The organism is Pseudomonas sp. UM16 (genome assembly GCF_050312595.1).
Lineage (GTDB): Bacteria > Pseudomonadota > Gammaproteobacteria > Pseudomonadales > Pseudomonadaceae > Aquipseudomonas.
The window spans coordinates 274,816-294,687 of the sequence record NZ_JBNPJT010000006.1; the positions used below are offsets into that span (position 1 = coordinate 274,816).

Genomic DNA, 19,872 nt, shown 5'->3' on the forward strand with positions numbered 1-19,872 from the left:
GGGACTCCATTGCGATCGGCAGGGGCGATTTATTGTTCTGGTGCCTATGCATCGGCGCCAGATCGCAAAACTGAAGTCAGAACAGACGAGCGAGCAGGGCGGTAACCGCCGTCTCCACGCGCAAGATACGCTCGCCGAGTTGCACCGGGCTCAATCCGGCTTTGCCTAGCAAGTCGATTTCGTAGGGGATCCAGCCGCCTTCCGGGCCGATCGCCAGGGTTACCGGCTGGTCGAGGCCACGCGGGCAGGGTGGGAAAGGACCGGGATGACCCACCAGGCCGAGGGTGTCTTGGGCAATGGCTGGTAGTCGGTCTTCAACGAAGGGTTTGAAGCGCTTCTCGATGATGATGTCGGGCAAGACCGTGTCGCGGGTTTGTTCCAGGCCGAGAATCAGTTGCTCACGGATCGCCTCGGGCTCGAGGAACGGGGTTTGCCAGAAGCTTTTTTCGACGCGGTAGCTGTTGACCAGAATCAGCTTGGGCACACCCATGGTGGCAACGGTCTGAAACACCCGGCGCAGCATCTTCGGACGTGGCAAGGCTAGCACCAAGGTCAGCGGCAGCTTGGCCGGCGGATTGCGCTCGAAGCTGACCGAAAGTTCCGCCTCATGGCCTTCAAGGCGCACTACCTGAGCTTCGCCCATCAGCCCGCCAATGCGTCCGACACGCAGGGTGTCGCCGACCGCCACGCGGTGGATGTCCTGCATGTGGGTAAAGCGTCGATCAGCCAGAATGACGCGATCGGCCGCGATGAAGTCGGCTTCTTCGAGCAGCAGCAGGTTCACGGTTGCGTCGCTGGCGGCTGGTCGTTGTGATCGTCGGCAGTGTCGTCGCGGTGTTCGCTGCGTTTGCGGATCAGTGAACCAAACAGAATACCGATCTCGAACAACAGCCACATGGGCACGGCCAGCAGGGTTTGCGAGAAGATGTCCGGCGGAGTCAGGACCATCCCGACAACAAAGCAGCCGATGATCACATACGGACGAATCTTCTTCAGGTACTTCACATCGACCACGCCGATCCACACCAGCAGGACCACGGCCACCGGTATTTCGAAGGCCACGCCGAAGGCGAAGAACAGGGTCATGACGAAGTCCAGGTAGCTGGCAATGTCCGTCATCATCGACACCCCTTCAGGGGTGGCGCTGGCAAAGAAACCGAAGATCAGCGGGAACACCAGGAAGTAGGCGAAAGCCATGCCGGCATAGAACAGGATGATGCTGGAGATCAGTAGCGGAATCGCGATGCGTTTTTCGTGGCGGTACAGCCCCGGCGCGATGAAACCCCAGATTTGCTGGAGGATCAGCGGAATGGCCAGAAACAGCGAGACCATCATGGTCAGCTTGAACGGTGTCAAGAATGGCGAAGCCACGTCAGTGGCGATCATCGTCGCGTTGGCCGGCAAGTGCTCGCGCAACGGCGCCGAGACCAGGGTGTAGATCTGCTGCGCGAAGGAAAACAGCCCGGCGAAGATCAGGAAGATGGCTGCGACGCAACGCAGCAGGCGAGTACGCAACTCGGTGAGGTGCGAAACCAGCGGCATTGGCTGGTCGTTTTCCGGAATTTCGCTCATGGGGCTCGCGGCGGCTGTGTCGGTTCTGGGGTGGTGTTGGCGGCCGGGGTAGCCTCGGCGCTGGTTGCTGGCGCTGGCACGCTGGCCTCGCTGTTGGCCACCGGGGGCGTCGGGGTCTCAGGCATCAGGCTTTGCGGATTGAGGATCTTGCGCGCCTCCTGCTCCATGGAAAGGATGTGCTCATTGTGCAACTGACGCCGGATGTCATCGGCGCCGATTTCGCGCTCCACTTCCTGCTTGATCGAATTGAAGCTGCGCTTGAGCCGACCGATCCATAACCCGGCAGTACGCGCGGCGCCTGGCAGTCGCTCAGGGCCGAGCACCAGGAGGGCTACCAGGCTGACGAGCAGCAGTTCGCTGAAGCTGATCCCGAACATTGATCAATCTTTCCTGATCGGCTCTTCGACCTTGTGTGCCTGGCCGTCGATGGTCTGCGGTTGGTTCAGTGGCGAAGTCGCCTGCGGCTGGGCAGGTTGCACCGCAGGTGGGACCTGCTCGTCGGGCTTGGACTCTTCTTCGTTCATGGCTTTCTTGAAGCCTTTGATCGATTCGCCCAGGTCGCTACCGAAATTCTTCAGTTTCTTGGTGCCGAACACCAGTACCACCACGACCAGCAGGACGATCCAGTGTTTCCAGTCAAAAATTCCCATGGTGCAATCCCTCGAAATAATTCAGTTAGGCCGACGGCTGACGCGCTGCTTTCTCGGCGTGCCCGGACAGGCCGAAACGGCGGTCCAGCTCATCCAGTACCGCCTGCGGGTGCTGGCCCAGTTGCGCGAGCATGACCAGGCTATGGAACCACAGATCAGCGGTCTCGTAGATGACATCGCTGTAATCTCCGCTGTGCGCGGCATCCTTGGCAGCAATGATGGTCTCGATCGACTCTTCGCCGAGTTTTTCCAGAATCTTGTTCAGGCCCTTATGGTACAGACTAGCCACGTAGGAGCTGTCAGGCTCGGCGCCTTTGCGCGCTTCCAGCACTTCGGCCAGGCGGGTCAGGGTGTCGCTCATGTCAGTGTCCTGCGTTGTAGATGGCGTTGGGGTCTTTGAGGACCGGGTCGACGGTCTGCCACTCAGCGTTCTGGTAAACACGGTAGAAGCAGCTTTCACGACCGGTATGGCAGGCAATATGCCCCAGTTGCTCGACCATCAGGATGATCACGTCGGCGTCGCAGTCCAGGCGCATTTCGTGCAGTTTTTGCACGTGCCCTGATTCTTCGCCCTTACGCCACAGTTTGCCACGCGAACGCGACCAGTAGATGGCTCGCTGCTCGGCGGCGGTCAGCGCCAGCGACTCGCGGTTCATCCAGGCCATCATCAGCACGCGCCCGGTCTTGTGGTCCTGGGCGATAGCCGGTACCAGGCCATCGCTGTTCCAGTTGATCTCGTCCAGCCAGTCTTTCATGTACGACTCCAAAACGAGAGGCTCGATCCTCTGCCGGCCCCTTGCGCTAGTGTGCCAGTCAGCGACGCGGCTGGCTATCGACGCACGATCAGGTAAAGGCCAGCAGCGAGCATCAACCAGGCGGGCCAGGCGGCAGGGGCGCTGAGGCTGACAGCGCCAGCCGCCAGGGTCGCACCAGCGCCGAGCAAGCCGGCGCCGAGCAGGCGCAAGGCCCAACCGTCACCCTTCTGTTGCCAGGGGCTGGGCGGGTCGGCCAGGTGCGGCTGTGACATGCGCTCGAGCAGGTCGCGGGTCATACCGGCCAGGTGCGGGATCTGTTCGACCTGGCCGTGCAGGTTCTGCAGCAGGGTCTTGGGGCTGACCCGCTCGCGCATCCAGCGTTCCAGGAACGGTTGGGCGGTGCTCCACAGGTCTAGCTCGGGATACAGCTGACGCCCCAGGCCTTCGATGTTGAGCAAGGTCTTTTGCAGCAGCACCAGCTGCGGCTGGACTTCCATGTTGAAGCGCCGTGCAGTCTGGAACAGGCGCATCAACACCTGACCGAAAGAAATATCTTTTAACGGTTTTTCGAAGATCGGCTCGCAAACGGTACGGATCGCCGCCTCGAACTCGTTGAGCTTGGTGTGCGCCGGGACCCAGCCCGAATCGATGTGCAACTGGGCTACACGGCGGTAATCGCGTTTGAAGAAGGCAAACAGGTTGCGCGCCAGGTAGTCCTGGTCCTCAGGCGTGAGACTGCCGACGATGCCGCAGTCGATCGCAATGTATTGCGGGCTCCACGGTTTGACGGTGCTGACGAAAATGTTGCCCGGGTGCATGTCGGCATGAAAGAAGCTGTCACGGAACACTTGGGTGAAGAAAATCTCTACACCACGCTCGGCGAGCATTTTCATGTCGGTACGCTGGTCGGCCAGGGTAACCAGGTCGGTAACCTGGATGCCGTAGATGCGCTCCATTACCAGCACCTTGGGGCGGCACCAGTCCCAGTACACCTGGGGCACGTACATCATCTCCGAGCCTTCGAAGTTTCGCTTGAGCTGGCTGGCGTTGGCCGCCTCACGCAACAGGTCGAGCTCGTCGTAGATGGTTTTTTCGTAGTCGTTGACCACTTCTACCGGGTGCAGCAAGCGGGCGTCGGCCGAGACGCGCTCGGCGCCACGGGCAATCAGGAACAACCAAGCCAGGTCTTGAGCGATGACCGGCTTGAGGCCAGGGCGCACGACCTTGACCACCACTTCTTCACCGCTTTTGAGCTTGGCGGCATGGACCTGAGCCACCGAAGCCGAGGCCAGTGGCTCGACGTCAAAGCGGCTGAAGACGTCGCTGATCTTCGCTCCGAGTTGCTCTTCGATCAGGGCGATGGCCTGCTGTGGATCGAAGGGTGGCACTCGGTCCTGGAGCCGCATCAGTTCGTCGGCGATATCTTCAGGCAGCAGGTCCCGACGGGTCGACAACAGCTGGCCGAACTTGATGAAGATCGGCCCCAGGTCCTGCAGGGCCATGCGCAGGCGGGCGCCGCGGCTGAGCTCCAGGGGCTTGCGTGGGAACCAGCGCCAAGGCATCAAATGTCGTAGGGCCATCAGCCACCAGGGCAGCGGCAGTTCGAACAGCAGGTCATCCAGGCGGTAGCGGATGACCACGCTCTGGATGCGCAACAGACGGCGGACGGCAAGCAGCTTCATGCGTTATCGCTGGTATCAAGGGATCGGGTAAGGCGCTCAATACGCGCCTCGAGGCGTTCGATGTCGACTTTGAGCGTGTCGAGTTCGCTGAAGCGGGCTTCGGCTTCGCGCTGGCCAACCAGGGTGCGGGCTTCTTCGGCCAGGTACTCGGAGAGGTTCTGGTTGAGATTGGCCAGGCCTTGGCGGGTCCAGTTGGCGCGGCTGCGCAGATGGCCGCTGAGCAGTTGCGTGGCTACCGGTCCGAGCCAGCGGGAGACTTCGTACTCCCAATCCAGCTCCAGGTCTTGAAGCACCGCGACCAGATCCAACAGCACCGCGCTGTCGCCTTCAAGCTCGACCTGGGGGCTGTGCAGTACCGCGCTCTTGTCCTGGCTCAGGGCCAGGCGTACCAGGCTACTGGCCGGGGCACGCAACGTACAGTCGGCCTCCACTGCCCAATGCGAGGCGAGCATCAGCCCTTCTTCACTGGGCAGAATGAACAGTTGCAGGGCTGGCTGGCGACAGTCGATGGCAATTACCTTGCCATCGAGCGGGCGCAAGCGCGGCAGTGCTGTGCTGTCCAGGCGCAGGACACGGTTCAGACCGTGCTCGACGCTGGCGAGGAGGCCGGCCAGGAGCATCAGGGCTTGATACCCCGGTGCAGGGCTACGATGCCGCTGGTCATGTTGTGGTAGGTGACGCGGTCGAAGCCGGCCTCGACCATCATCGCCTTGAGGGTTTCCTGGTCAGGGTGCATGCGGATCGATTCGGCCAGGTAGCGGTAGCTTTCCGAGTCGTTGGTGATCAGCTTGCCAGCCAGCGGCATGAAGGCGAACGAGTAAGCGTCGTAGACCTTGGACATGAACGTGTTGGTTGGCTTGGAGAACTCCAGTACCAGCAGCCGTCCACCAGGCTTGAGGACCCGCAGCATCGAGCGGATGGCGTCGTCCTTGTGGGTAACGTTACGCAGACCGAAGGCGATGGTCACGCAATCGAAATGGTTGTCCGGGAACGGCAGCTTTTCGGCGTCGGCCTGGACGAACTCGATATTGCCGGCCACGCCGCGGTCGAGCAGGCGGTCACGACCGACTTTGAGCATCGACTCATTGATGTCCGCCAGTACCACCTGGCCGGTTGGGCCGACCAGTTGCGAGAATTTGGCTGCCAGGTCACCGGTGCCGCCGGCGATATCCAGGACCCGGTTGCCACTGCGCACGCCGGACAGTTCGATGGTGAAGCGCTTCCACAGGCGGTGCATACCGCCGGAAAGCACGTCGTTCATCAAGTCGTATTTGGCCGCTACCGAATGGAAAACCTCAGCGACTTTCTCTGCTTTCTGGCTTTCCGGCACGTTCTGGTAGCCGAAATGGGTGGTGGGTTCGGCGTGGTCGCCTTTGCGCTGATCGTTCATATCGCTTCACCGGAAAAAATTACTGGCCATTCTAGGGTGTACGGTCGGATTTGTCTTGGCGGGGTGTGTCGCAGGTCGGGGCGAGGGCATAATAGGAGTATGCCTCTGAACCCAGGATTGAATGAATGACCCAGATCAGCGTTGAGCGCAAACACAACCTGGGCCGCGAAGCGGCTCGGGAAAAGGCCCAAGCCCTGGTCGACAAGCTGGCTCGCGAGTACGACCTTAGCGCCCGTTGGGTTGGCGACCGGGTCGAGGTCAAGCGCAGCGGTGCCAATGGCAGCGTGCAGATCGGCGAAGACACCATCAAGGTCGAGCTCAAGCTGGGCATGATGTTGTCGATGATGAGCACGACCATAAAGAGCGAGATCGAGCGGGCGTTGGACAAGGCGCTCGCCTAGCGGCTCAAGTGGGTAGCTGTAAGCTACAAGCTACAAGTGGTTGCGGTGATCTGGCATAAGGAAATAATTTTCAGGATCGCCACCGCTCTTCTTGCCGCTTGTAGCTACCGCCATTAGGGTGCCAATTCTAATTTTTCTCCCTACCTTGTGCTCAAGCCCAACTTCCATGGGCAGTTCCTCCATATCTTTTCGAGCGTGAGGTGCAGAGCATGGCCAAAGTGATTTTGAAGAAAAAAGACGACGCCCAGAACACAGTGGGTGAAGTGCGCGGCTACGCGCGCAAAATTTGGCTGGCAGGCCTGGGCGCTTATGCCCGGGTCGGTCAGGAAGGTGCCGACTACCTGAAAGAGCTGGTAAAAGCCGGCGAAACCGTGGAGAAGCGCGGCAAAAAGCGCATCGACCACGAGCTGGATGCCGCCAATAGCCAGATCGATTCGGTCAAGGGTGAGATCACCAGCGTCAAGGGCAAGGTCGAAGTTCAACTCGATAAAATCGAAAAGGCTTTCGACACGCGGGTCGCCAGCGCCTTGAATCGCATCGGCATTCCGTCTAAACATGACGTGGAGGCACTCTCTGCCAAGCTCGATGAGCTGACGGCATTGCTTGAACGTGTCGCACGTAAACAATAAGGAGAGCGGGATGGCTGGCAAGAAGAATAGCGATAAAGAAAGCAGCTCCTGGGTCGGGGGGATCGAGAAGTATTCCCGCAAGATCTGGCTGGCGGGGCTGGGTATCTACTCCAAGATCGATCAGGACGGCAACAAGCTGTTCGAGTCCCTGGTCAAGGACGGTGAGAAAGCTGAAAAGCAGGCCAAGGGTTCCGTTGACGCGGCCAAGGCTTCGGCCAAATCGGCCACCTCACGGGTGGGTGATGTGAAAGACCGTGCACTGGGCAAATGGAGCGAACTCGAAGAGGCTTTCGACAAGCGCCTGAACAGTGCCATCTCGCGTTTGGGCGTGCCGAGCCGCAATGAAGTCAAGGCACTGCATCAGCAGGTTGATACCTTGACCAAGCAGATCGAGAAACTGACCGGTGCATCGGTCAAGTCGGCTTCGAGCAAGCCGGCAGCGACCAAGGCTGCGGCCAAACCGCTGGCCAAGGCAGCGCCGAAAGCGGCAGCTAAACCTGCAGCCAAGCCAGCGGCGAAAACGGCGGCGGCTAAACCAGCAGCCAAACCAGCCGCTAAGCCTGCGACAGCGAAAGCTGCAGCGGCCAAGCCTGCTGCGGTGAAAAAGCCGGCAGTGAAAAAAGCCCCGGCCAAGCCTGCGGCCGCCAAACCGGCAGCGCCGGCAGCCAGCGCAGCACCGGCGTCAAGTGCAGCACCTGCTGTCACTTCGGCACCGACTGCAGCGGCTCCATCCGCGTCATCGGCATCGGTGAGCCCGCTGAATCCGTCCTGATTTCAGGCGGTTGTCAGCAAACGCCCGGCCTTAGTGCCGGGCGTTTTCATTCAAGAGCATCGCAGGTTTGGCCCGTGCTTTTCAGCCATCCAGGTAGCGCAGGGCCAACTGCTCGGCGGCATGGCGCGAGCCACTTTCCAAATGCGGCGCCACCAGCATCATTACCTGATACACCACCACGCCCACTTCTCCCTCTCGGGCCAGAACCCGCTGGTAGTCCAGCGAGAACAACAAGGTCAGAGTGATCTGCTCAACCAACTGCCCTAATGCCCGCGTATCACTGGTCACCTGACCTTGGGCCTTGAGGCTGGCGAGCAGGGCGGCCAGCGTGCGCTTGAGGGCATTGAGCAGGTTGCGCATGCCGCGTGCCAGTTTTGGCAGGCGCCCAGTCAGGTTCGACAGGTCCTGGAAGAGGAAGCGGTACTGGGCCATGCGCTCGACGATCAGGTGCAGGAACAGCCAGTAGTCTTCGGCCTCCAGGCGCACCTCCAGGGGTGGATCGAGCAGAGGGGTAAGCTCATCCTCGAAGCGCTCGAACAAACCCAGTACCAGCGGTTCCTTGCCGTGGAAGTGGTAGTACAGGTTGCCCGGGCTGATCCCCATCTCATTGGCGATCTCCAGGGTTGAGACATTCGGTTCGCCCTGCTGATTGAACAGTTGCAGGGCACACTCGAGAATACGGTCGCGGGTTTTCATCCGTTCTTCTTGTTCAGCGCGCCTGTACGTAAGTGCCGGGCGCGGGGTCCATGGGAGGGTAATGCTGGTTACCCAGAGTCATCAGGGTTTCACGCTGGGTACCTGAGCGCGCCTGAATCCATTCAAGCCACTGTGGCCACCAACTGCCGTCCACCTGTTTGGCATCGTAGAACCAGGCCCGTGGGTCGCTGCTCAGGCGTGGGTTGTCGACATAATGCGCTTTGGGATTGCCGGGTGGATTGAGGATGCTTTGCACATGGCCGCTATTGGCGAGGATGAAGCGTTTGTCGCCACCTAACAGCAGGGTCGAGCGATACACCGCATCCCAGGGCGTAATGTGATCGTTGCTGCCGGCCACGTTGAAGCTGTCGACGTTAACCTTCTGCAGGTCGATCGGGGTACCGCATACTTCAAGACCAGCGGCGTGGGTCAGCGGGTTGTGTTTGAAGAAATCCAGCAGGTCGCCGTGCAGAGCGGCCGGCAGGCGGGTGTTGTCGTTGTTCCAGTAGAGAATGTCGAAGGCCGGTGGCGCTTTGCCGAGCAAGTAATTGTTGACGAAGTAATTCCAGATCAGATCGTTGGGCCGCATCCAGGCGAAGACTTTGGCGATCTCTCGGCCGTCGAGCACGCCCTGCTGATAGGAACGGCGCTTGGCGGCCTCCAGGGTCTGCTCATCGGCGAACAGGCTAGCCGGGCTGTCGATCTGGCTGTCGAGCAGGCTGACCAGGTAAGTGGCGCTGCTGATGCGGCGCAATTGTCGTTTGGCCTGCAGGTGGCCTTGCAAGGCGGCCATGGTCAGGCCACCAGCGCAGGCCCCCATCAGGTTGACCTCGCGGCTGCCAGTGATTGCCCGGCAGACATTCATGGCTTCTTCCAGCGCCTCGACATAACTCGACAGGCCCCATTCACGATGGCGCGGGTCGGGGTTGCGCCAACTGATCATGAAGGTCTGCAGGCCATTTTTGAGCATGTACTGGACGAAGCTGTTGGCCGGGCTCAGGTCGAAGATGTAGAACTTGTTGATCTGTGGTGGCACCACCAGTACCGGCCGGGCGTATTGGGTTTCGCTCATCGGCTTGTACTGGATCAGCTCCAGCAATTCATTGCGAAAGACCACTGCACCTGGGGTGGTGGCCAGGTTGCGCCCCACCTCGAACGCCTCGGGATTGACCTGGCGCGGCAAGCCATCGTTGTGACGCAAATCATCGACCAGGTGATTCAAGCCGCGCGCCAGGCTCAGGCCGCCGGAGTTGAACAGCTCCTTGACGGCCGCCGGGTTGAGTAGCGAGTTGCTTGGCGACATGGCATCACTGAGCAGGGCGAAGACAAAGTGCGCACGGGCACGGTCATCGGCCTCCAGCTGGCTTTCATCGATCCATTGGCGGGTTTGCTTCTGCCAGGCCAGATAAGCCTGGAGCCCGCGGCTGTAGAACGGATTGAGGTTCCACGCCGGGTCCTTGAAGCGATTGTCGCGAGGGTTGGGCTGGTGCGGCGTGTCACCGAGCAGCACACGCCCCAACTGACTGCCCAGGGCGAGCATGTGCTTGGCGGTGTGCAGTGGGTGGCGCAGGCTGTGGCGGCTGACATTGCGCAAGGTCGAAAGCAGGTCGCGGCCGCGCAGGCCGGTGATCGCATTCTGCACATTCAAATGTGAGGCGGGGACCGGTACCGATCCCTTCGCGGGCTTGTCTTTCATCAGCAACACTCCGTCGTCAGGCCAACTACAAACAGTTCAATGCAAGAGCGACACCAACCTCATGCCGCACACGGCCTTGGGCGTTTGATCGCAGCGTTTTAGCTGGGGGCGGGCCGAGGGTGCATGACGGCGCGTTGGCGCTCTTGCTGGAGAAACTTCATGATGATCGGGGCGACGGCTTCAGCCCGGGTGATCAGGAACAAATGACCGTCGTCGATTATGTGTAGCTGGGCATTGGGAATCCGCCAGGCCAACAGGCGCATATTGATCAACGGAATCAACGGATCATCGTCGCCGGCCAGTACCAGGGTCGGCTGCTGGATCTTGTGCAGCCAGTGCACGCTGGTCCAGCCGAGGCCGGCGAACAGCTGCCAGTAGTAGCCAAGCTTGCCCGAAGAGCGCACTTTGGCGGCATGCGCGGTGGCCAGGTCCGGGTCGCGACGAAAGGCCCCGCCATAGATCTGCGGTGCGATGCGAATGACATGCGAAGGTTGTATGTAGCGTCTGGGGCTGGCCATCAACCACAACACTTTGGGCTTGCCCGGGACCATCACCGCGCCTGCGGCAGTGGCGGCCAGCACCAGCTTTTTGCAGCGCTCGGGGTAGTCGTGGGCAAACTGCTGGGCCAGTGCTCCCCCCCAGGACACTCCAATGGCATTGACCTGCCCGTAGTCGAGGTAGTCGAGCATGCGTGCGGTGAGTTTGGCCAGGCCAGGAAAACGATAGGGGTGCCTGGGCGTCGACGAGCCACCGACACCCGGCACATCGAAGGCGATGACTTCCAGGTCCGGGTCCAGGGCCTGGATAAAGGGAAACACCAGTTCCAGATTGGCACCGATGCCGTTGAAAATCAGCAAGGGCGTCAAGTGTGGCTTGCCGGGGCGAACCGCGGTGCGGATGGTTTGGCCATCCAGATCGACAGTTCTGAAAATGTACGGTTGCGGCATGCGCGAAGCCCTGTGGTGGGTGATTCGCCGCGACCAGCGACTGGCCGCGGCGGTTGCTGCAACTAGCGCTCGTGGACGTAGGTCCCCGGCGCGGCCTCGGCAGCGGCATAGGCTTTGTTGCCCATGCGCGTCGGTGCTTTTTTCAGTTCACCGGAGCGCTCGGTCAACCAGTTTTGCCAGTGCAACCACCAGGAGTCAGTGTGCTTATGGGCATTGTCCTGCCATTGCTTGTTACAGACAGGCATTTCACTGCTGGTCATATAGCGCGCCTTGGGATTGCCTGGCGGGTTGAGAATGCTCTGGATATGCCCGCTGTTGGACAGTACGAACTCGACATTGCCACCAAACAGCTGGGCCGAGCGGTAGCAAGCCTGCCAGGGCGTGATGTGATCGGTGGTGCCGGCGAGGCTGTAGATATCTGAGGTGACTTTCTTCAGGTCAATGGGCGTGCCGCACACTTCCAGTGCATCGGCACGGGTCAGTGGATTACTTTTGAACAATTCGATCAGGTCGCCATGGAAGGCAGCAGGCAGGCGGGTGGTGTCGTTGTTCCAGAACAGGATGTCGAACACCGGCGGCTCGTTGCCCAGCAGGTAGTTGTTGACCCAGTAGTTCCAGATCAAGTCGTTGGGGCGCATCCAGGCGAATACCTTGGCCATGTCACGGCCTTCAAGTACACCGGCCTGGTAGGACTGGCGCTTGGCGGACTCAAGCGTCTGCTCGTCAACGAACAGGGCAACCTGGTTATCGAGTGTGGTGTCGAGCACGCTGACCAGCAGGGTCAGGGCGTTGACCTTGGTTTCACCCAGCGCCGCATAGTGGCCCAGCAGCGCGGTGCAGGTGATGCCACCGGAGCAGGCACCGAGCATGTTCAGGTCATTGCTGCCAGTGATGGCCAGGATTACATCGACAGCCTCTTTGAGGGCATCGATGTAGGTCGACAGGCCCCATTCGCGTTGAGCCTTGGTTGGGTTGCGCCAGCTGACGATAAAGGTCTGTACGTTGGAGCGCAGGCAGAAACGCGCCAGACTTTTTTCCGGGCTGAGGTCGAAAACGTAGAACTTGTTGATTTGCGGCGGTACCACCAGCAGTGGGCGTTCGAGAACTTGCTCGGTGATCGGTTTGTACTGGATCAGTTCCAGCACGTCATTGCGAAACACCACCGCCCCTTCACTGGTGCCCAGGTTCTTGCCGACCTCGAAGGCCTCCATGTTGACCTGGCTGGGCATGCCACCGTTGTTGACCATGTCTTTGGCCAGGTTCGACAGGCCGTCGAGCAGGCTTTTGCCGCCGGTTTCAAAAAAGCGTTTGACCGCTGCCGGGTTGGCGGCGGTATTGGTCGGGGCCATGGCTTCGGTCATCAGGTTGATGACGAAGTGACCACGACTGACGTCCTGGGCCGACAGGTTGCTGGTGTCGATCCAGTCATGCAGTTCTTTACGCCAGGCCAGGTAAGTCTGCAGGTAGCGGCGATACAGGGGGTTCTGGCTCCAGGCCGGATCATTGAAGCGGCGGTCGTCGCTTTCCGGTGCCAGGACCGACTTGCCGAAGATCACATTCTTGAGTTCCACGCCGAAATGCGCGACGTGCTTGGCACTATGCAGCGGCTGACGAATGGCCTGGCCCAGCACCATTCGCGCAGAAGTCAGCAAATCCTTACGGCGCAAGCCGATCACAGGGTTCAGGCCCAGTGTATTTTCCGAGGCTTGGCGCTGCAGGTCATCGTTGTTCTTGTTACTCATCTACGACGCTCCGTTGTCCTGAGACGAGTACCGGCCTGCTGTGCGCGTTACACAGACGAGTGCCCGGTACTGCTGCTCGGGTGACCAGTGATAACGAACTGCGGTCCTGCGGCCGGATGCAAACGACGATGAGCCATGCGGGTTTTGTTCTGCTTGAGAAGACTGCCTGCTTTCGCTCGCGACCTCTGCATACCGGCTCGACCCTGCTGCAAATCAATGCAGGGAACTTGCCAGATCCATTGGTTACCCGACTTTCGAGTGTTGCGCAAGACGGCCAATCATTGGCCGTTGAGCAGGCATTCAAGCAAATAGAATTAGAAAATGCGCTCTAAACCCTGGAAGGCCTGAACTAGAGCATCAGCTTGACGATGGACTCGGACGGGTCGCGAGATTTTCCGGCTTTGGCAAGCTCGTTGAGGTAGTCATCCCAGAGTTCCTGCTGACGCAAGCACAGTTGCTCCAGGTACTCCCAGGTGAACAGGCCGCTGTCGTGGCCGTCATCGAAGGTCAGCTTCAGTGCGTATTGGCCGGCCGGTTCGATTTGGCTCAGACCGACACCCAGTTTGCCGAATTGCAAGATCGGGTTGCCGTGGCCTTGGACCTCGGCGGAGGGGGAGTGCACGCGCAGGAATTCAGCGGGCAGGTGGTACACCTCGTCTGGCCCGTAAGTCAGCGTCAGTGTTTTCGAAGCTTTATGCAGATTGATTGCGGTAGGGAGTCTGGACATGGATAAAGGCTCTTGGGCTATAAGCTGCAAGCTACAAGCTACAAGAGCAGGCGTCCAGCGCGCTCAACTTGCAGCTTGCGGCTTGAAGCTTGCCGCTGCGCTACAGGATGTAGCGGGAGAGGTCTTCGTTCTGCGCCAATTCGCCCAGGTGGCTGTTGACGTAGTCGGCGTCGATACGGATCGGTGCTTCGCTGTGGGCACTGGCCAAGTCACCGGCGCTGAACGAAACCTCTTCGAGCAGGCGCTCGAGCAGGGTGTGCAGGCGACGCGCACCGATGTTCTCGGTCTTCTCGTTGACCTGCCAGGCGATCTCGGCCAAGCGCTTGATACCTTCGGCGGCGAACTCGATGTTCAGGCCTTCGGTCTTGAGCAGCTCGCGGTATTGCTCGGTCAACGAGGCGTGCGGTTCGCTGAGAATACGCTCGAAGTCTTCCGGGCTCAGGGCCTTGAGCTCAACACGAATTGGCAGGCGACCTTGCAATTCAGGCACCAGGTCGCTCGGCTTGCTCAGGTGGAACGCACCGGAGGCGATGAACAGGATGTGGTCGGTTTTGACCATGCCCAGCTTGGTGTTCACCGTGCAACCTTCGATCAGCGGCAGCAGGTCGCGCTGTACGCCTTCACGGGATACATCGGCACCGCCGACGTTGCCACGCTTGGCTACTTTGTCGATTTCGTCGATGAACACGATACCGTGCTGCTCGACCGCTTCCAGGGCCTTGGCCTTGAGCTCGTCTTCGTTGACCAGACGCCCGGCTTCTTCGTCACGCACCAGTTTCAGTGCTTCTTTGACCTTGAGCTTGCGGCTCTTGCGCTTGCCCTTGCCCATGTTGGCAAACAGGTTCTGCAACTGGTTGGTCATCTCTTCCATGCCCGGTGGCGCAGAAATGTCGACACCCATGGCTTCGGCCACTTCGATCTCGATTTCCTTGTCATCCAGCTGGCCTTCGCGCAGGCGCTTGCGGAACAGCTGGCGGGTGTTGGAGTCGGTGCTGGTGGTCTGGTCTTCGTTGAAGCCGGTGCGTGCCGGTGGCAGCAGGGCGTCAAGGATGCGCTCTTCGGCAGCGTCTTCGGCACGGTGGCCGACACGGATGATTTCCTGTTCGCGGAGCATCTTGATGGCGGCGTCAGCCAGATCACGGATGATCGATTCGACGTCACGGCCGACATAGCCGACTTCAGTGAACTTGGTCGCTTCGACCTTGATGAACGGGGCATTGGCCAGTTTGGCCAGGCGCCGGGCGATTTCGGTCTTGCCGACGCCGGTCGGGCCGATCATCAGGATATTCTTTGGCGTCACTTCGACGCGCAGCTCAGCAGGGAGCTGCATGCGCCGCCAGCGGTTACGCAGGGCAATGGCGACGGCGCGCTTGGCATCATCTTGGCCGATGATGTGGCGGTTGAGTTCGTGGACGATCTCGCGGGGGGTCATGGACATGGTTGTGATGGTCCTTGGGCTCGATAAGTCAGCGTGGAAAAGCCCGGCCACCGGGGCCGGGCGCCAGAACAGCTGAGTTACTCGGCCAGGTCCTGCTCCTCGATAGTCAGGTTGTGGTTGGTGAACACACAGATGTCACCGGCGATATTCAGGGCAGTCTCGGTGATTTCACGCGCCGAGAGATCGGTTTTTTGCAGCAGGGCACGGGCGGCAGCCTGGGCATAGCCACCACCGGAGCCCATGGCGATCAGGCCGTCTTCCGGTTCGACGACGTCACCGTTGCCGGTAATGATCAGCGAAGCGTCCTTGTTAGCCACAGCCAGCATGGCTTCCAGGCGGCTCAGGGAGCGGTCGGTACGCCATTCTTTAGCAAGCTCGACGGCGGCACGGATCAGATGGCCCTGGTGTTTTTCCAGCTGGCCTTCAAAACGTTCGAACAGGGTGAATGCGTCGGCGGTGGCACCGGCGAAACCGGCGATAACCTGGCCGTGGTACAGGCGGCGGACTTTCTTGGCGTTGCCTTTCATCACGGTGTTGCCGAGCGAAACCTGGCCGTCGCCGCCCATGACGACTTTGCCGTGGCGGCGAACTGAAACGATGGTGGTCAAGGGAGAGTCTCCACGCAGCGGGGCGAAAATGCCTGATGCAGACTCATATGGGGGTGCAGGGAAGAATTTCAACTACACACATGCGTGTGAGCGATGAGCTGCTAGCGTCAAGCGGCAAGAAAAAGCGGACCGACACACGGTCTGGTCCGCTTGCAGCTCAAGGCTTGTAGCTTGTGGCTGGCCTTCAGGCCTCGTGACTGATATGCCCATCAACCAAGGTATAACGTACCGCGCCCGGCAGGCAGTGGCCGATAAACGGGCAGTTGTCGCCTTTGGATCGCCACTGTTCGCCCGCCACGGTAGAGGCCTTGGCATCGAACAGGACCAAATCGGCGGCGCTGCCAACCTTCAATTCCCCGGCCGGCAGGCGCAGGGCTTGAGCCGGGCCACTGGACAAACGTTGCAACAAAGTTGGCAGGTCGAGCAGGCCATCTTCCACCAGGGTCATTGCCAATGGCAGCAGCAATTCGACGCTGCTGATACCGGGCTCAGTCGCACCGAACGGTGCCAGCTTGGCGTCACGCTCGTGTGGCTGGTGATGGCTGGAGATTGCTTGGATCACCCCGGACTTCACGGCTTCGCGCAGGCCGTCGCGATCGGCGCGGGTACGCAGCGGCGGTTGTACATGGTAGAGACTGGAGAAGTCGCGCAGCGCTTCATCGGTGAGAATCAGCTGATACAGCGCCACGTCAGCGGTGACCGGCAAGCCGATTTCCTGGGCCTGAGCGATCAGGCGTGCACCACGGGCACTGGTCAGCTGACTGAAGTGCGCCCGCACGCCCGTCTGCTCGACCAGCAGCAGGTTGCGCGCCAGCGCCACGGTCTCAGCGGTTTCCGGAATGCCTGGAAGGCCGAGGAAGCTGGCCATCGCACCTTCGTGAGCCAGGCCGCCTTGAGCCAGGTCGCGGTCCTGCGAGTGGAAGATCACCGTCAGGTCAAAGGTTGCCGCGTACTCAAGGGCACGAGCCAGGGTGCGGTTGTTGCCAAAGGCGTTGAGGCCATTGCCGAATGCCACGCAACCGGCGTCGCGCAGGGCAATGAGCTCTGCAAGCTGTTCGCCTTCCAGGCCTTTGCTCAGGGCGCCGATCGGAAATACCTTGCTGTGCCCGGCCTCGCGAGCGCGGTCGAGGATCAGCTCAGCGACCGCCGAGGTGTCCAGCACCGGCTTGGTCTGCGGTGGGCAGCACAGGCTGGTAACGCCACCAGCTGCTGCCGCGCGGGTTTCACTGGCAATGCTGCCTTTGCGGCTGTAGCCCGGCTCGCGCAGGGCGACGTTGAGGTCGACCAGGCCGGGGGCAGCGATCAGGCCCTGGGCGTCGATGCTGCGTGCCGCGGTAAATCCGCTCGGTGCGGCGCCGATGGCAACGATCTTGCCGGCATCGATGTGCAGGTCGGTGGTCTGGTCCAGGCCGCTCAGGGGGTCGATGACCCGGGCGCCGAGAATACTGAGGGTCACTGGGCGTTCTCCTGCTCGAATTGACGTTGCGCGTTCTGCCCGCTCATGGCCATGGACAGCACCGCCATGCGCACGGCGATACCGTAGGTGACCTGATTGAGGATTACCGAATGGGCACCGTCGGCCACCGCCGATTCGATTTCCACACCGCGGTTGATCGGCCCTGGGTGCATGACAATGGCATCGGGCTTGGCCCCGGCCAGGCGCGCCGTGGTCAGGCCGAACAGGCGGTAGAACTCGCCTTCGCTCGGCAGCAGGCCACCGGCCATACGCTCACGCTGCAGGCGCAGCATGATCACCACGTCAACATCTTTCAGGCCTTGTTCGAGGTCGGTGTAGACCTTCACACCGTACTGCTCGATACCGATCGGCAACAGGGTTTTCGGGCCGATCACGCGGATGTCCGGGCAGCCCAGGGTCTTCAGTGCAAGCATGTTCGAGCGCGCGACCCGCGAGTGCAGGATGTCGCCGACGATGGCTACCGAAAGATTCTCGAAGCCGCCTTTGTGCCGACGAATGGTGAGCATGTCGAGCATGCCCTGGGTCGGGTGGGCATGGCGGCCGTCGCCACCGTTGATGATCGCTACGTCCGGGCACACGTGCTCGGCGATGAAGTGCGCAGCACCGGAGTCGGCGTGGCGCACGACGAACATGTCGGCGGCCATGGCCTCAAGATTACGCAGGGTGTCGAACAGGGTTTCGCCCTTGCTGGTCGAGGAGGTCGACACATTCAGGGTGATGACGTCGGCCGACAGCCGCTGGGCGGCCAATTCGAAGGTGGTACGGGTGCGGGTGGAGTTCTCGAAGAACACGTTGCAGACGGTCTTGCCGCGCAGCAACGGAACCTTTTTAACGGCACGGGCACCGACCTCAAGAAACGAGTCGGCAGTGTCGAGGATCTCGGTGAGCAGTTCGCGGGGCAAACCGTCGAGCGAGAGAAAATGGCGCAGCTGGCCCTGATCATTGAGCTGCAGCGGGCGCTTGGCGTCGATTGGCGTCATCGCGAGGGACTCTTAAAGTGCGGAAGCGGAGGCGAGGTCCTGGCGCTCGAGGGCGAGCGGTGCGGGTCCGGTCAATTTTACCCGTTCATGGGCGGCCAGCGACAGCGTCGCACCCACCACATTCGGGCGGATCGGCAGTTCGCCGGCATCCAGGTCGAGCAGGCAGACCAGGGTCACGCTGGCCGGACGGCCATAGTCGAACAGTTCGTTGAGGGCGGCACGGATGGTACGACCGCTCATCAGCACGTCATCGATCAGGACCAGGTGTTGGCCCTCAACCTCGAATGGCAGATTGGAAGGGCGCACTTGTGGGTGCAGGCCGTTCTGGCTGAAGTCATCGCGATAGAACGAAACGTCGAGGGTGCCGAGGGCGGTATCGCTGCCCAGCTCTTCGAGCAGGGCCTGGGCAACCCAGATACCCCCGGTGCGGATGCCGATGAAGCGTGGCTCGGTAATGTTGCGCCGGGCCAGATGGGCACGAAGGTCGACGGCCATCTGCCGGATCAGTTCGGCGGGATTGGGTAGGCTCATGCTTGCTCCTCAAGAGGCCGGGAGCATAGCGCTGTCCCGGCTTGAATCCGATGATCTGGGTCAGGATTGCCCGGTGTTGGCCTCCAGCCAGCCCTGCAGCAGCAAGGCTGCGGCAATGGCGTCCACCGGGTTGTCGCGGTAACTACCACGCTGGCCGCCGCGGGCCATGCGCTCGCCCTTGGCCTCGAAGGTGGTCAGGCGTTCGTCGTGGGTATGCACGGGCAGGTTGAAGCGGCCGTTCAGGCGCCGGGCAAACTTCTCGGCGCGGGCACTCATTTCGCTGGGCGTGCCGTCCATGTTCAGCGGCAGGCCTACGACAATGGCGTCGGGTTTCCACTCCTGGATCAGTTTTTCTACCTGAGTCCAGTCCGGGACCCCGTTCTGAGCCTTGAGGGTGCACAGCTCACGGGCCTGGCCGGTAATCACCTGGCCAACGGCGACGCCGATCTGTTTGGTGCCATAGTCAAAGCCCAGCAGCAGGCGCAATTCGGCCATCAGGCGTGCCCCGCCTGGCTGGTGAGCAGGCTGAGGTTGATCCCCAGGCTGGCAGCGGCAGCTTCAAGACGTTGCTCGCAGGCCATGCCGAAGATGATCTCGGGATCGAACGGGCAGTTCAGCCAGGCGTTGTCAGCCAGTTCTGCTTCCAGTTGGCCCGCTTCCCAGCCGGCATAGCCGAGGGTAATCAGGCTCTGTTTGGGGCCGACGCCGTCGGCAATGGCAAACAGCACATCCTGGGAGGTCGACAACGACAGCCCGTCCAGGCCAATGGTGGCTTGGTAAGACTGGTCACTGGAATGCAGGACAAAGCCGCGGTCGTTCTGTACCGGGCCGCCGATGTAGATCGGTATCTGCAGGCAGCTGGCTGGCGGCTCGACGCCCGGGCGCAGTTGCTCGAGGATATCGGCCAGGTTCAGTTCCTGGGGTCGATTGACCACCAGCCCCATCGCGCCATTGGCGTTGTGCTCGACGATGTAGGTCAAGGTATGCGCGAAGTTCGGGTCGGCCATGTGCGGCATGGCAATCAGGAACTGATGCTTGAGGTAACTCGGGCTGAGGTTTTTCATGGCTAGTAGTTTGGCGTTGGGGCGCCAGACTGACAAGCCCGCTTGTGTCTATGGCCGGAAGTAAACTCTAGGGTGAGAGAGATGGATGGCAAGCTGTGAGTCCGCGGTGCTTAAA

The 19,872-nt window shown here is 60.9% G+C and carries 24 protein-coding genes; 3 read left to right on the forward strand and 21 right to left on the reverse strand.

Going from position 1 to position 19,872, the window contains the following annotated elements:
- Window positions 1-76 precede the first annotated feature (76 nt).
- From ACQRAX_RS09535 to ubiE, 9 genes are all read right to left on the reverse strand, one after another.
- Complete coding sequence (locus ACQRAX_RS09535; RefSeq protein ID WP_412039932.1) at window positions 77-784, reverse strand: 16S rRNA (uracil(1498)-N(3))-methyltransferase; 708 nt, start codon at window positions 782-784, stop codon at window positions 77-79.
- A complete protein-coding gene (gene tatC, locus ACQRAX_RS09540) occupies window positions 781-1,572 on the reverse strand; it encodes a twin-arginine translocase subunit TatC (protein WP_412039931.1) in 792 nt (263 codons plus the stop codon). Before tatC ends, ACQRAX_RS09535 begins: the two co-directional genes overlap by 4 nt.
- On the reverse strand, window positions 1,569-1,949 hold the full coding sequence (tatB, locus tag ACQRAX_RS09545) for a Sec-independent protein translocase protein TatB (RefSeq protein WP_412039930.1): 381 nt from the start codon (window positions 1,947-1,949) through the stop codon (window positions 1,569-1,571). Before tatB ends, tatC begins: the two co-directional genes overlap by 4 nt.
- 3 nt (window positions 1,950-1,952) lie before the next feature.
- Window positions 1,953-2,222: a twin-arginine translocase TatA/TatE family subunit gene (locus tag ACQRAX_RS09550; RefSeq protein WP_412039929.1), complete on the reverse strand. Its 270-nt coding sequence runs from the start codon at window positions 2,220-2,222 to the stop codon at window positions 1,953-1,955.
- Window positions 2,223-2,247: 25 nt separating this feature from the next.
- Window positions 2,248-2,583, reverse strand: a complete 336-nt coding sequence (locus ACQRAX_RS09555) for a phosphoribosyl-ATP diphosphatase (RefSeq protein WP_157194503.1) — start codon at window positions 2,581-2,583, stop codon at window positions 2,248-2,250.
- A gap of 1 nt (window position 2,584) precedes the next feature.
- A complete protein-coding gene (gene hisI / locus ACQRAX_RS09560) occupies window positions 2,585-2,977 on the reverse strand; it encodes a phosphoribosyl-AMP cyclohydrolase (RefSeq protein ID WP_412039928.1) in 393 nt (130 codons plus the stop codon).
- A 74-nt stretch (window positions 2,978-3,051) separates the two neighbouring features.
- The gene (gene ubiB / locus ACQRAX_RS09565) at window positions 3,052-4,659 is read right to left on the reverse strand and encodes a ubiquinone biosynthesis regulatory protein kinase UbiB (protein WP_412039927.1); all 1,608 of its coding nucleotides are present in this window, start codon (window positions 4,657-4,659) and stop codon (window positions 3,052-3,054) included.
- Window positions 4,656-5,279 (reverse strand): ubiquinone biosynthesis accessory factor UbiJ, encoded by a 624-nt coding sequence (locus ACQRAX_RS09570; protein WP_412039926.1) that lies wholly within the window; start codon window positions 5,277-5,279, stop codon window positions 4,656-4,658. Before ACQRAX_RS09570 ends, ubiB begins: the two co-directional genes overlap by 4 nt.
- Entirely contained in the window at window positions 5,279-6,049 is a 771-nt protein-coding gene (gene ubiE / locus ACQRAX_RS09575; protein WP_045181914.1) for a bifunctional demethylmenaquinone methyltransferase/2-methoxy-6-polyprenyl-1,4-benzoquinol methylase UbiE, read from the reverse strand. Before ubiE ends, ACQRAX_RS09570 begins: the two co-directional genes overlap by 1 nt.
- 125 nt (window positions 6,050-6,174) lie before the next feature.
- Between ubiE and ACQRAX_RS09580 the strand changes: the two genes are divergently transcribed.
- The 3 genes from ACQRAX_RS09580 to ACQRAX_RS09590 all read left to right on the forward strand — a co-directional run bounded on the left by ACQRAX_RS09580 (window position 6,175) and on the right by ACQRAX_RS09590 (window position 7,851).
- Window positions 6,175-6,450, forward strand: a complete 276-nt coding sequence (locus ACQRAX_RS09580) for a polyhydroxyalkanoic acid system family protein (protein ID WP_412039925.1) — start codon at window positions 6,175-6,177, stop codon at window positions 6,448-6,450.
- A 209-nt stretch (window positions 6,451-6,659) separates the two neighbouring features.
- Entirely contained in the window at window positions 6,660-7,079 is a 420-nt protein-coding gene (locus ACQRAX_RS09585) for a phasin family protein (RefSeq protein WP_412039924.1), read from the forward strand.
- A 10-nt stretch (window positions 7,080-7,089) separates the two neighbouring features.
- Complete coding sequence (locus ACQRAX_RS09590) at window positions 7,090-7,851, forward strand: phasin family protein (protein ID WP_412039923.1); 762 nt, start codon at window positions 7,090-7,092, stop codon at window positions 7,849-7,851.
- A gap of 81 nt (window positions 7,852-7,932) precedes the next feature.
- Here ACQRAX_RS09590 and ACQRAX_RS09595 read toward each other — a convergent pair whose 3' ends face one another.
- The 12 genes from ACQRAX_RS09595 to ACQRAX_RS09650 form a co-directional block, all read right to left on the reverse strand.
- Window positions 7,933-8,547, reverse strand: a complete 615-nt coding sequence (locus ACQRAX_RS09595) for a TetR/AcrR family transcriptional regulator (RefSeq protein WP_412039922.1) — start codon at window positions 8,545-8,547, stop codon at window positions 7,933-7,935.
- 13 nt (window positions 8,548-8,560) lie between these two features.
- Complete coding sequence (phaC, locus tag ACQRAX_RS09600; protein ID WP_412039921.1) at window positions 8,561-10,243, reverse strand: class II poly(R)-hydroxyalkanoic acid synthase; 1,683 nt, start codon at window positions 10,241-10,243, stop codon at window positions 8,561-8,563.
- A gap of 98 nt (window positions 10,244-10,341) precedes the next feature.
- Window positions 10,342-11,190 carry a poly(3-hydroxyalkanoate) depolymerase gene (gene phaZ / locus ACQRAX_RS09605; RefSeq protein WP_045181925.1) on the reverse strand — a complete coding sequence of 283 codons (849 nt, stop codon included), beginning with the start codon at window positions 11,188-11,190 and terminating at the stop codon, window positions 10,342-10,344.
- Window positions 11,191-11,252: 62 nt separating this feature from the next.
- On the reverse strand, window positions 11,253-12,932 hold the full coding sequence (gene phaC, locus ACQRAX_RS09610) for a class II poly(R)-hydroxyalkanoic acid synthase (protein ID WP_412039920.1): 1,680 nt from the start codon (window positions 12,930-12,932) through the stop codon (window positions 11,253-11,255).
- A 349-nt stretch (window positions 12,933-13,281) separates the two neighbouring features.
- The gene (locus ACQRAX_RS09615; RefSeq protein ID WP_412039919.1) at window positions 13,282-13,659 is read right to left on the reverse strand and encodes a gamma-butyrobetaine hydroxylase-like domain-containing protein; all 378 of its coding nucleotides are present in this window, start codon (window positions 13,657-13,659) and stop codon (window positions 13,282-13,284) included.
- Between the two features lie 100 nt (window positions 13,660-13,759).
- Window positions 13,760-15,097, reverse strand: coding sequence for an ATP-dependent protease ATPase subunit HslU (gene hslU / locus ACQRAX_RS09620; RefSeq protein WP_412039918.1), 1,338 nt, complete (start codon window positions 15,095-15,097; stop codon window positions 13,760-13,762).
- A gap of 77 nt (window positions 15,098-15,174) precedes the next feature.
- On the reverse strand, window positions 15,175-15,705 hold the full coding sequence (gene hslV, locus ACQRAX_RS09625; RefSeq protein ID WP_045181936.1) for an ATP-dependent protease subunit HslV: 531 nt from the start codon (window positions 15,703-15,705) through the stop codon (window positions 15,175-15,177).
- Between the two features lie 184 nt (window positions 15,706-15,889).
- On the reverse strand, window positions 15,890-17,161 hold the full coding sequence (locus ACQRAX_RS09630) for a dihydroorotase (protein WP_412039917.1): 1,272 nt from the start codon (window positions 17,159-17,161) through the stop codon (window positions 15,890-15,892).
- Window positions 17,158-18,162 carry an aspartate carbamoyltransferase catalytic subunit gene (locus ACQRAX_RS09635; protein ID WP_412039916.1) on the reverse strand — a complete coding sequence of 335 codons (1,005 nt, stop codon included), beginning with the start codon at window positions 18,160-18,162 and terminating at the stop codon, window positions 17,158-17,160. The genes ACQRAX_RS09630 and ACQRAX_RS09635 overlap by 4 nt, the downstream gene beginning before the upstream one ends.
- Before the next feature lie 12 nt (window positions 18,163-18,174).
- Window positions 18,175-18,693, reverse strand: a complete 519-nt coding sequence (gene pyrR, locus ACQRAX_RS09640) for a bifunctional pyr operon transcriptional regulator/uracil phosphoribosyltransferase PyrR (protein ID WP_412039915.1) — start codon at window positions 18,691-18,693, stop codon at window positions 18,175-18,177.
- A gap of 60 nt (window positions 18,694-18,753) precedes the next feature.
- Entirely contained in the window at window positions 18,754-19,188 is a 435-nt protein-coding gene (gene ruvX, locus ACQRAX_RS09645; RefSeq protein WP_038615389.1) for a Holliday junction resolvase RuvX, read from the reverse strand.
- Complete coding sequence (locus ACQRAX_RS09650) at window positions 19,188-19,757, reverse strand: YqgE/AlgH family protein (protein WP_412039914.1); 570 nt, start codon at window positions 19,755-19,757, stop codon at window positions 19,188-19,190. Before ACQRAX_RS09650 ends, ruvX begins: the two co-directional genes overlap by 1 nt.
- Window positions 19,758-19,872: the final 115 nt, after the last annotated feature.

Coding starts and splice junctions, on each gene's coding strand:
- phaZ (WP_045181925.1), bottom strand. CDS start 11,190: ATGCCGCAACCGTACATTTTCAGAACTGTCGATCTGGATGGCCAAACC.
- phaC (WP_412039920.1), bottom strand. CDS start 12,932: ATGAGTAACAAGAACAACGATGACCTGCAGCGCCAAGCCTCGGAAAAT.
- hisI (WP_412039928.1), bottom strand. CDS start 2,977: ATGAAAGACTGGCTGGACGAGATCAACTGGAACAGCGATGGCCTGGTA.
- ACQRAX_RS09590 (WP_412039923.1), top strand. CDS start 7,090: ATGGCTGGCAAGAAGAATAGCGATAAAGAAAGCAGCTCCTGGGTCGGG.
- ubiB (WP_412039927.1), bottom strand. CDS start 4,659: ATGAAGCTGCTTGCCGTCCGCCGTCTGTTGCGCATCCAGAGCGTGGTC.
- hslU (WP_412039918.1), bottom strand. CDS start 15,097: ATGTCCATGACCCCCCGCGAGATCGTCCACGAACTCAACCGCCACATC.
- ACQRAX_RS09570 (WP_412039926.1), bottom strand. CDS start 5,279: ATGCTCCTGGCCGGCCTCCTCGCCAGCGTCGAGCACGGTCTGAACCGT.
- pyrR (WP_412039915.1), bottom strand. CDS start 18,693: ATGAGCCTACCCAATCCCGCCGAACTGATCCGGCAGATGGCCGTCGAC.
- ACQRAX_RS09550 (WP_412039929.1), bottom strand. CDS start 2,222: ATGGGAATTTTTGACTGGAAACACTGGATCGTCCTGCTGGTCGTGGTG.
- ACQRAX_RS09650 (WP_412039914.1), bottom strand. CDS start 19,757: ATGAAAAACCTCAGCCCGAGTTACCTCAAGCATCAGTTCCTGATTGCC.
- ACQRAX_RS09585 (WP_412039924.1), top strand. CDS start 6,660: ATGGCCAAAGTGATTTTGAAGAAAAAAGACGACGCCCAGAACACAGTG.
- ACQRAX_RS09595 (WP_412039922.1), bottom strand. CDS start 8,547: ATGAAAACCCGCGACCGTATTCTCGAGTGTGCCCTGCAACTGTTCAAT.
- ACQRAX_RS09555 (WP_157194503.1), bottom strand. CDS start 2,583: ATGAGCGACACCCTGACCCGCCTGGCCGAAGTGCTGGAAGCGCGCAAA.
- phaC (WP_412039921.1), bottom strand. CDS start 10,243: ATGAAAGACAAGCCCGCGAAGGGATCGGTACCGGTCCCCGCCTCACAT.
- ruvX (WP_038615389.1), bottom strand. CDS start 19,188: ATGGCCGAATTGCGCCTGCTGCTGGGCTTTGACTATGGCACCAAACAG.
- ACQRAX_RS09615 (WP_412039919.1), bottom strand. CDS start 13,659: ATGTCCAGACTCCCTACCGCAATCAATCTGCATAAAGCTTCGAAAACA.
- tatB (WP_412039930.1), bottom strand. CDS start 1,949: ATGTTCGGGATCAGCTTCAGCGAACTGCTGCTCGTCAGCCTGGTAGCC.
- ubiE (WP_045181914.1), bottom strand. CDS start 6,049: ATGAACGATCAGCGCAAAGGCGACCACGCCGAACCCACCACCCATTTC.
- ACQRAX_RS09635 (WP_412039916.1), bottom strand. CDS start 18,162: ATGACGCCAATCGACGCCAAGCGCCCGCTGCAGCTCAATGATCAGGGC.
- tatC (WP_412039931.1), bottom strand. CDS start 1,572: ATGAGCGAAATTCCGGAAAACGACCAGCCAATGCCGCTGGTTTCGCAC.
- ACQRAX_RS09580 (WP_412039925.1), top strand. CDS start 6,175: ATGACCCAGATCAGCGTTGAGCGCAAACACAACCTGGGCCGCGAAGCG.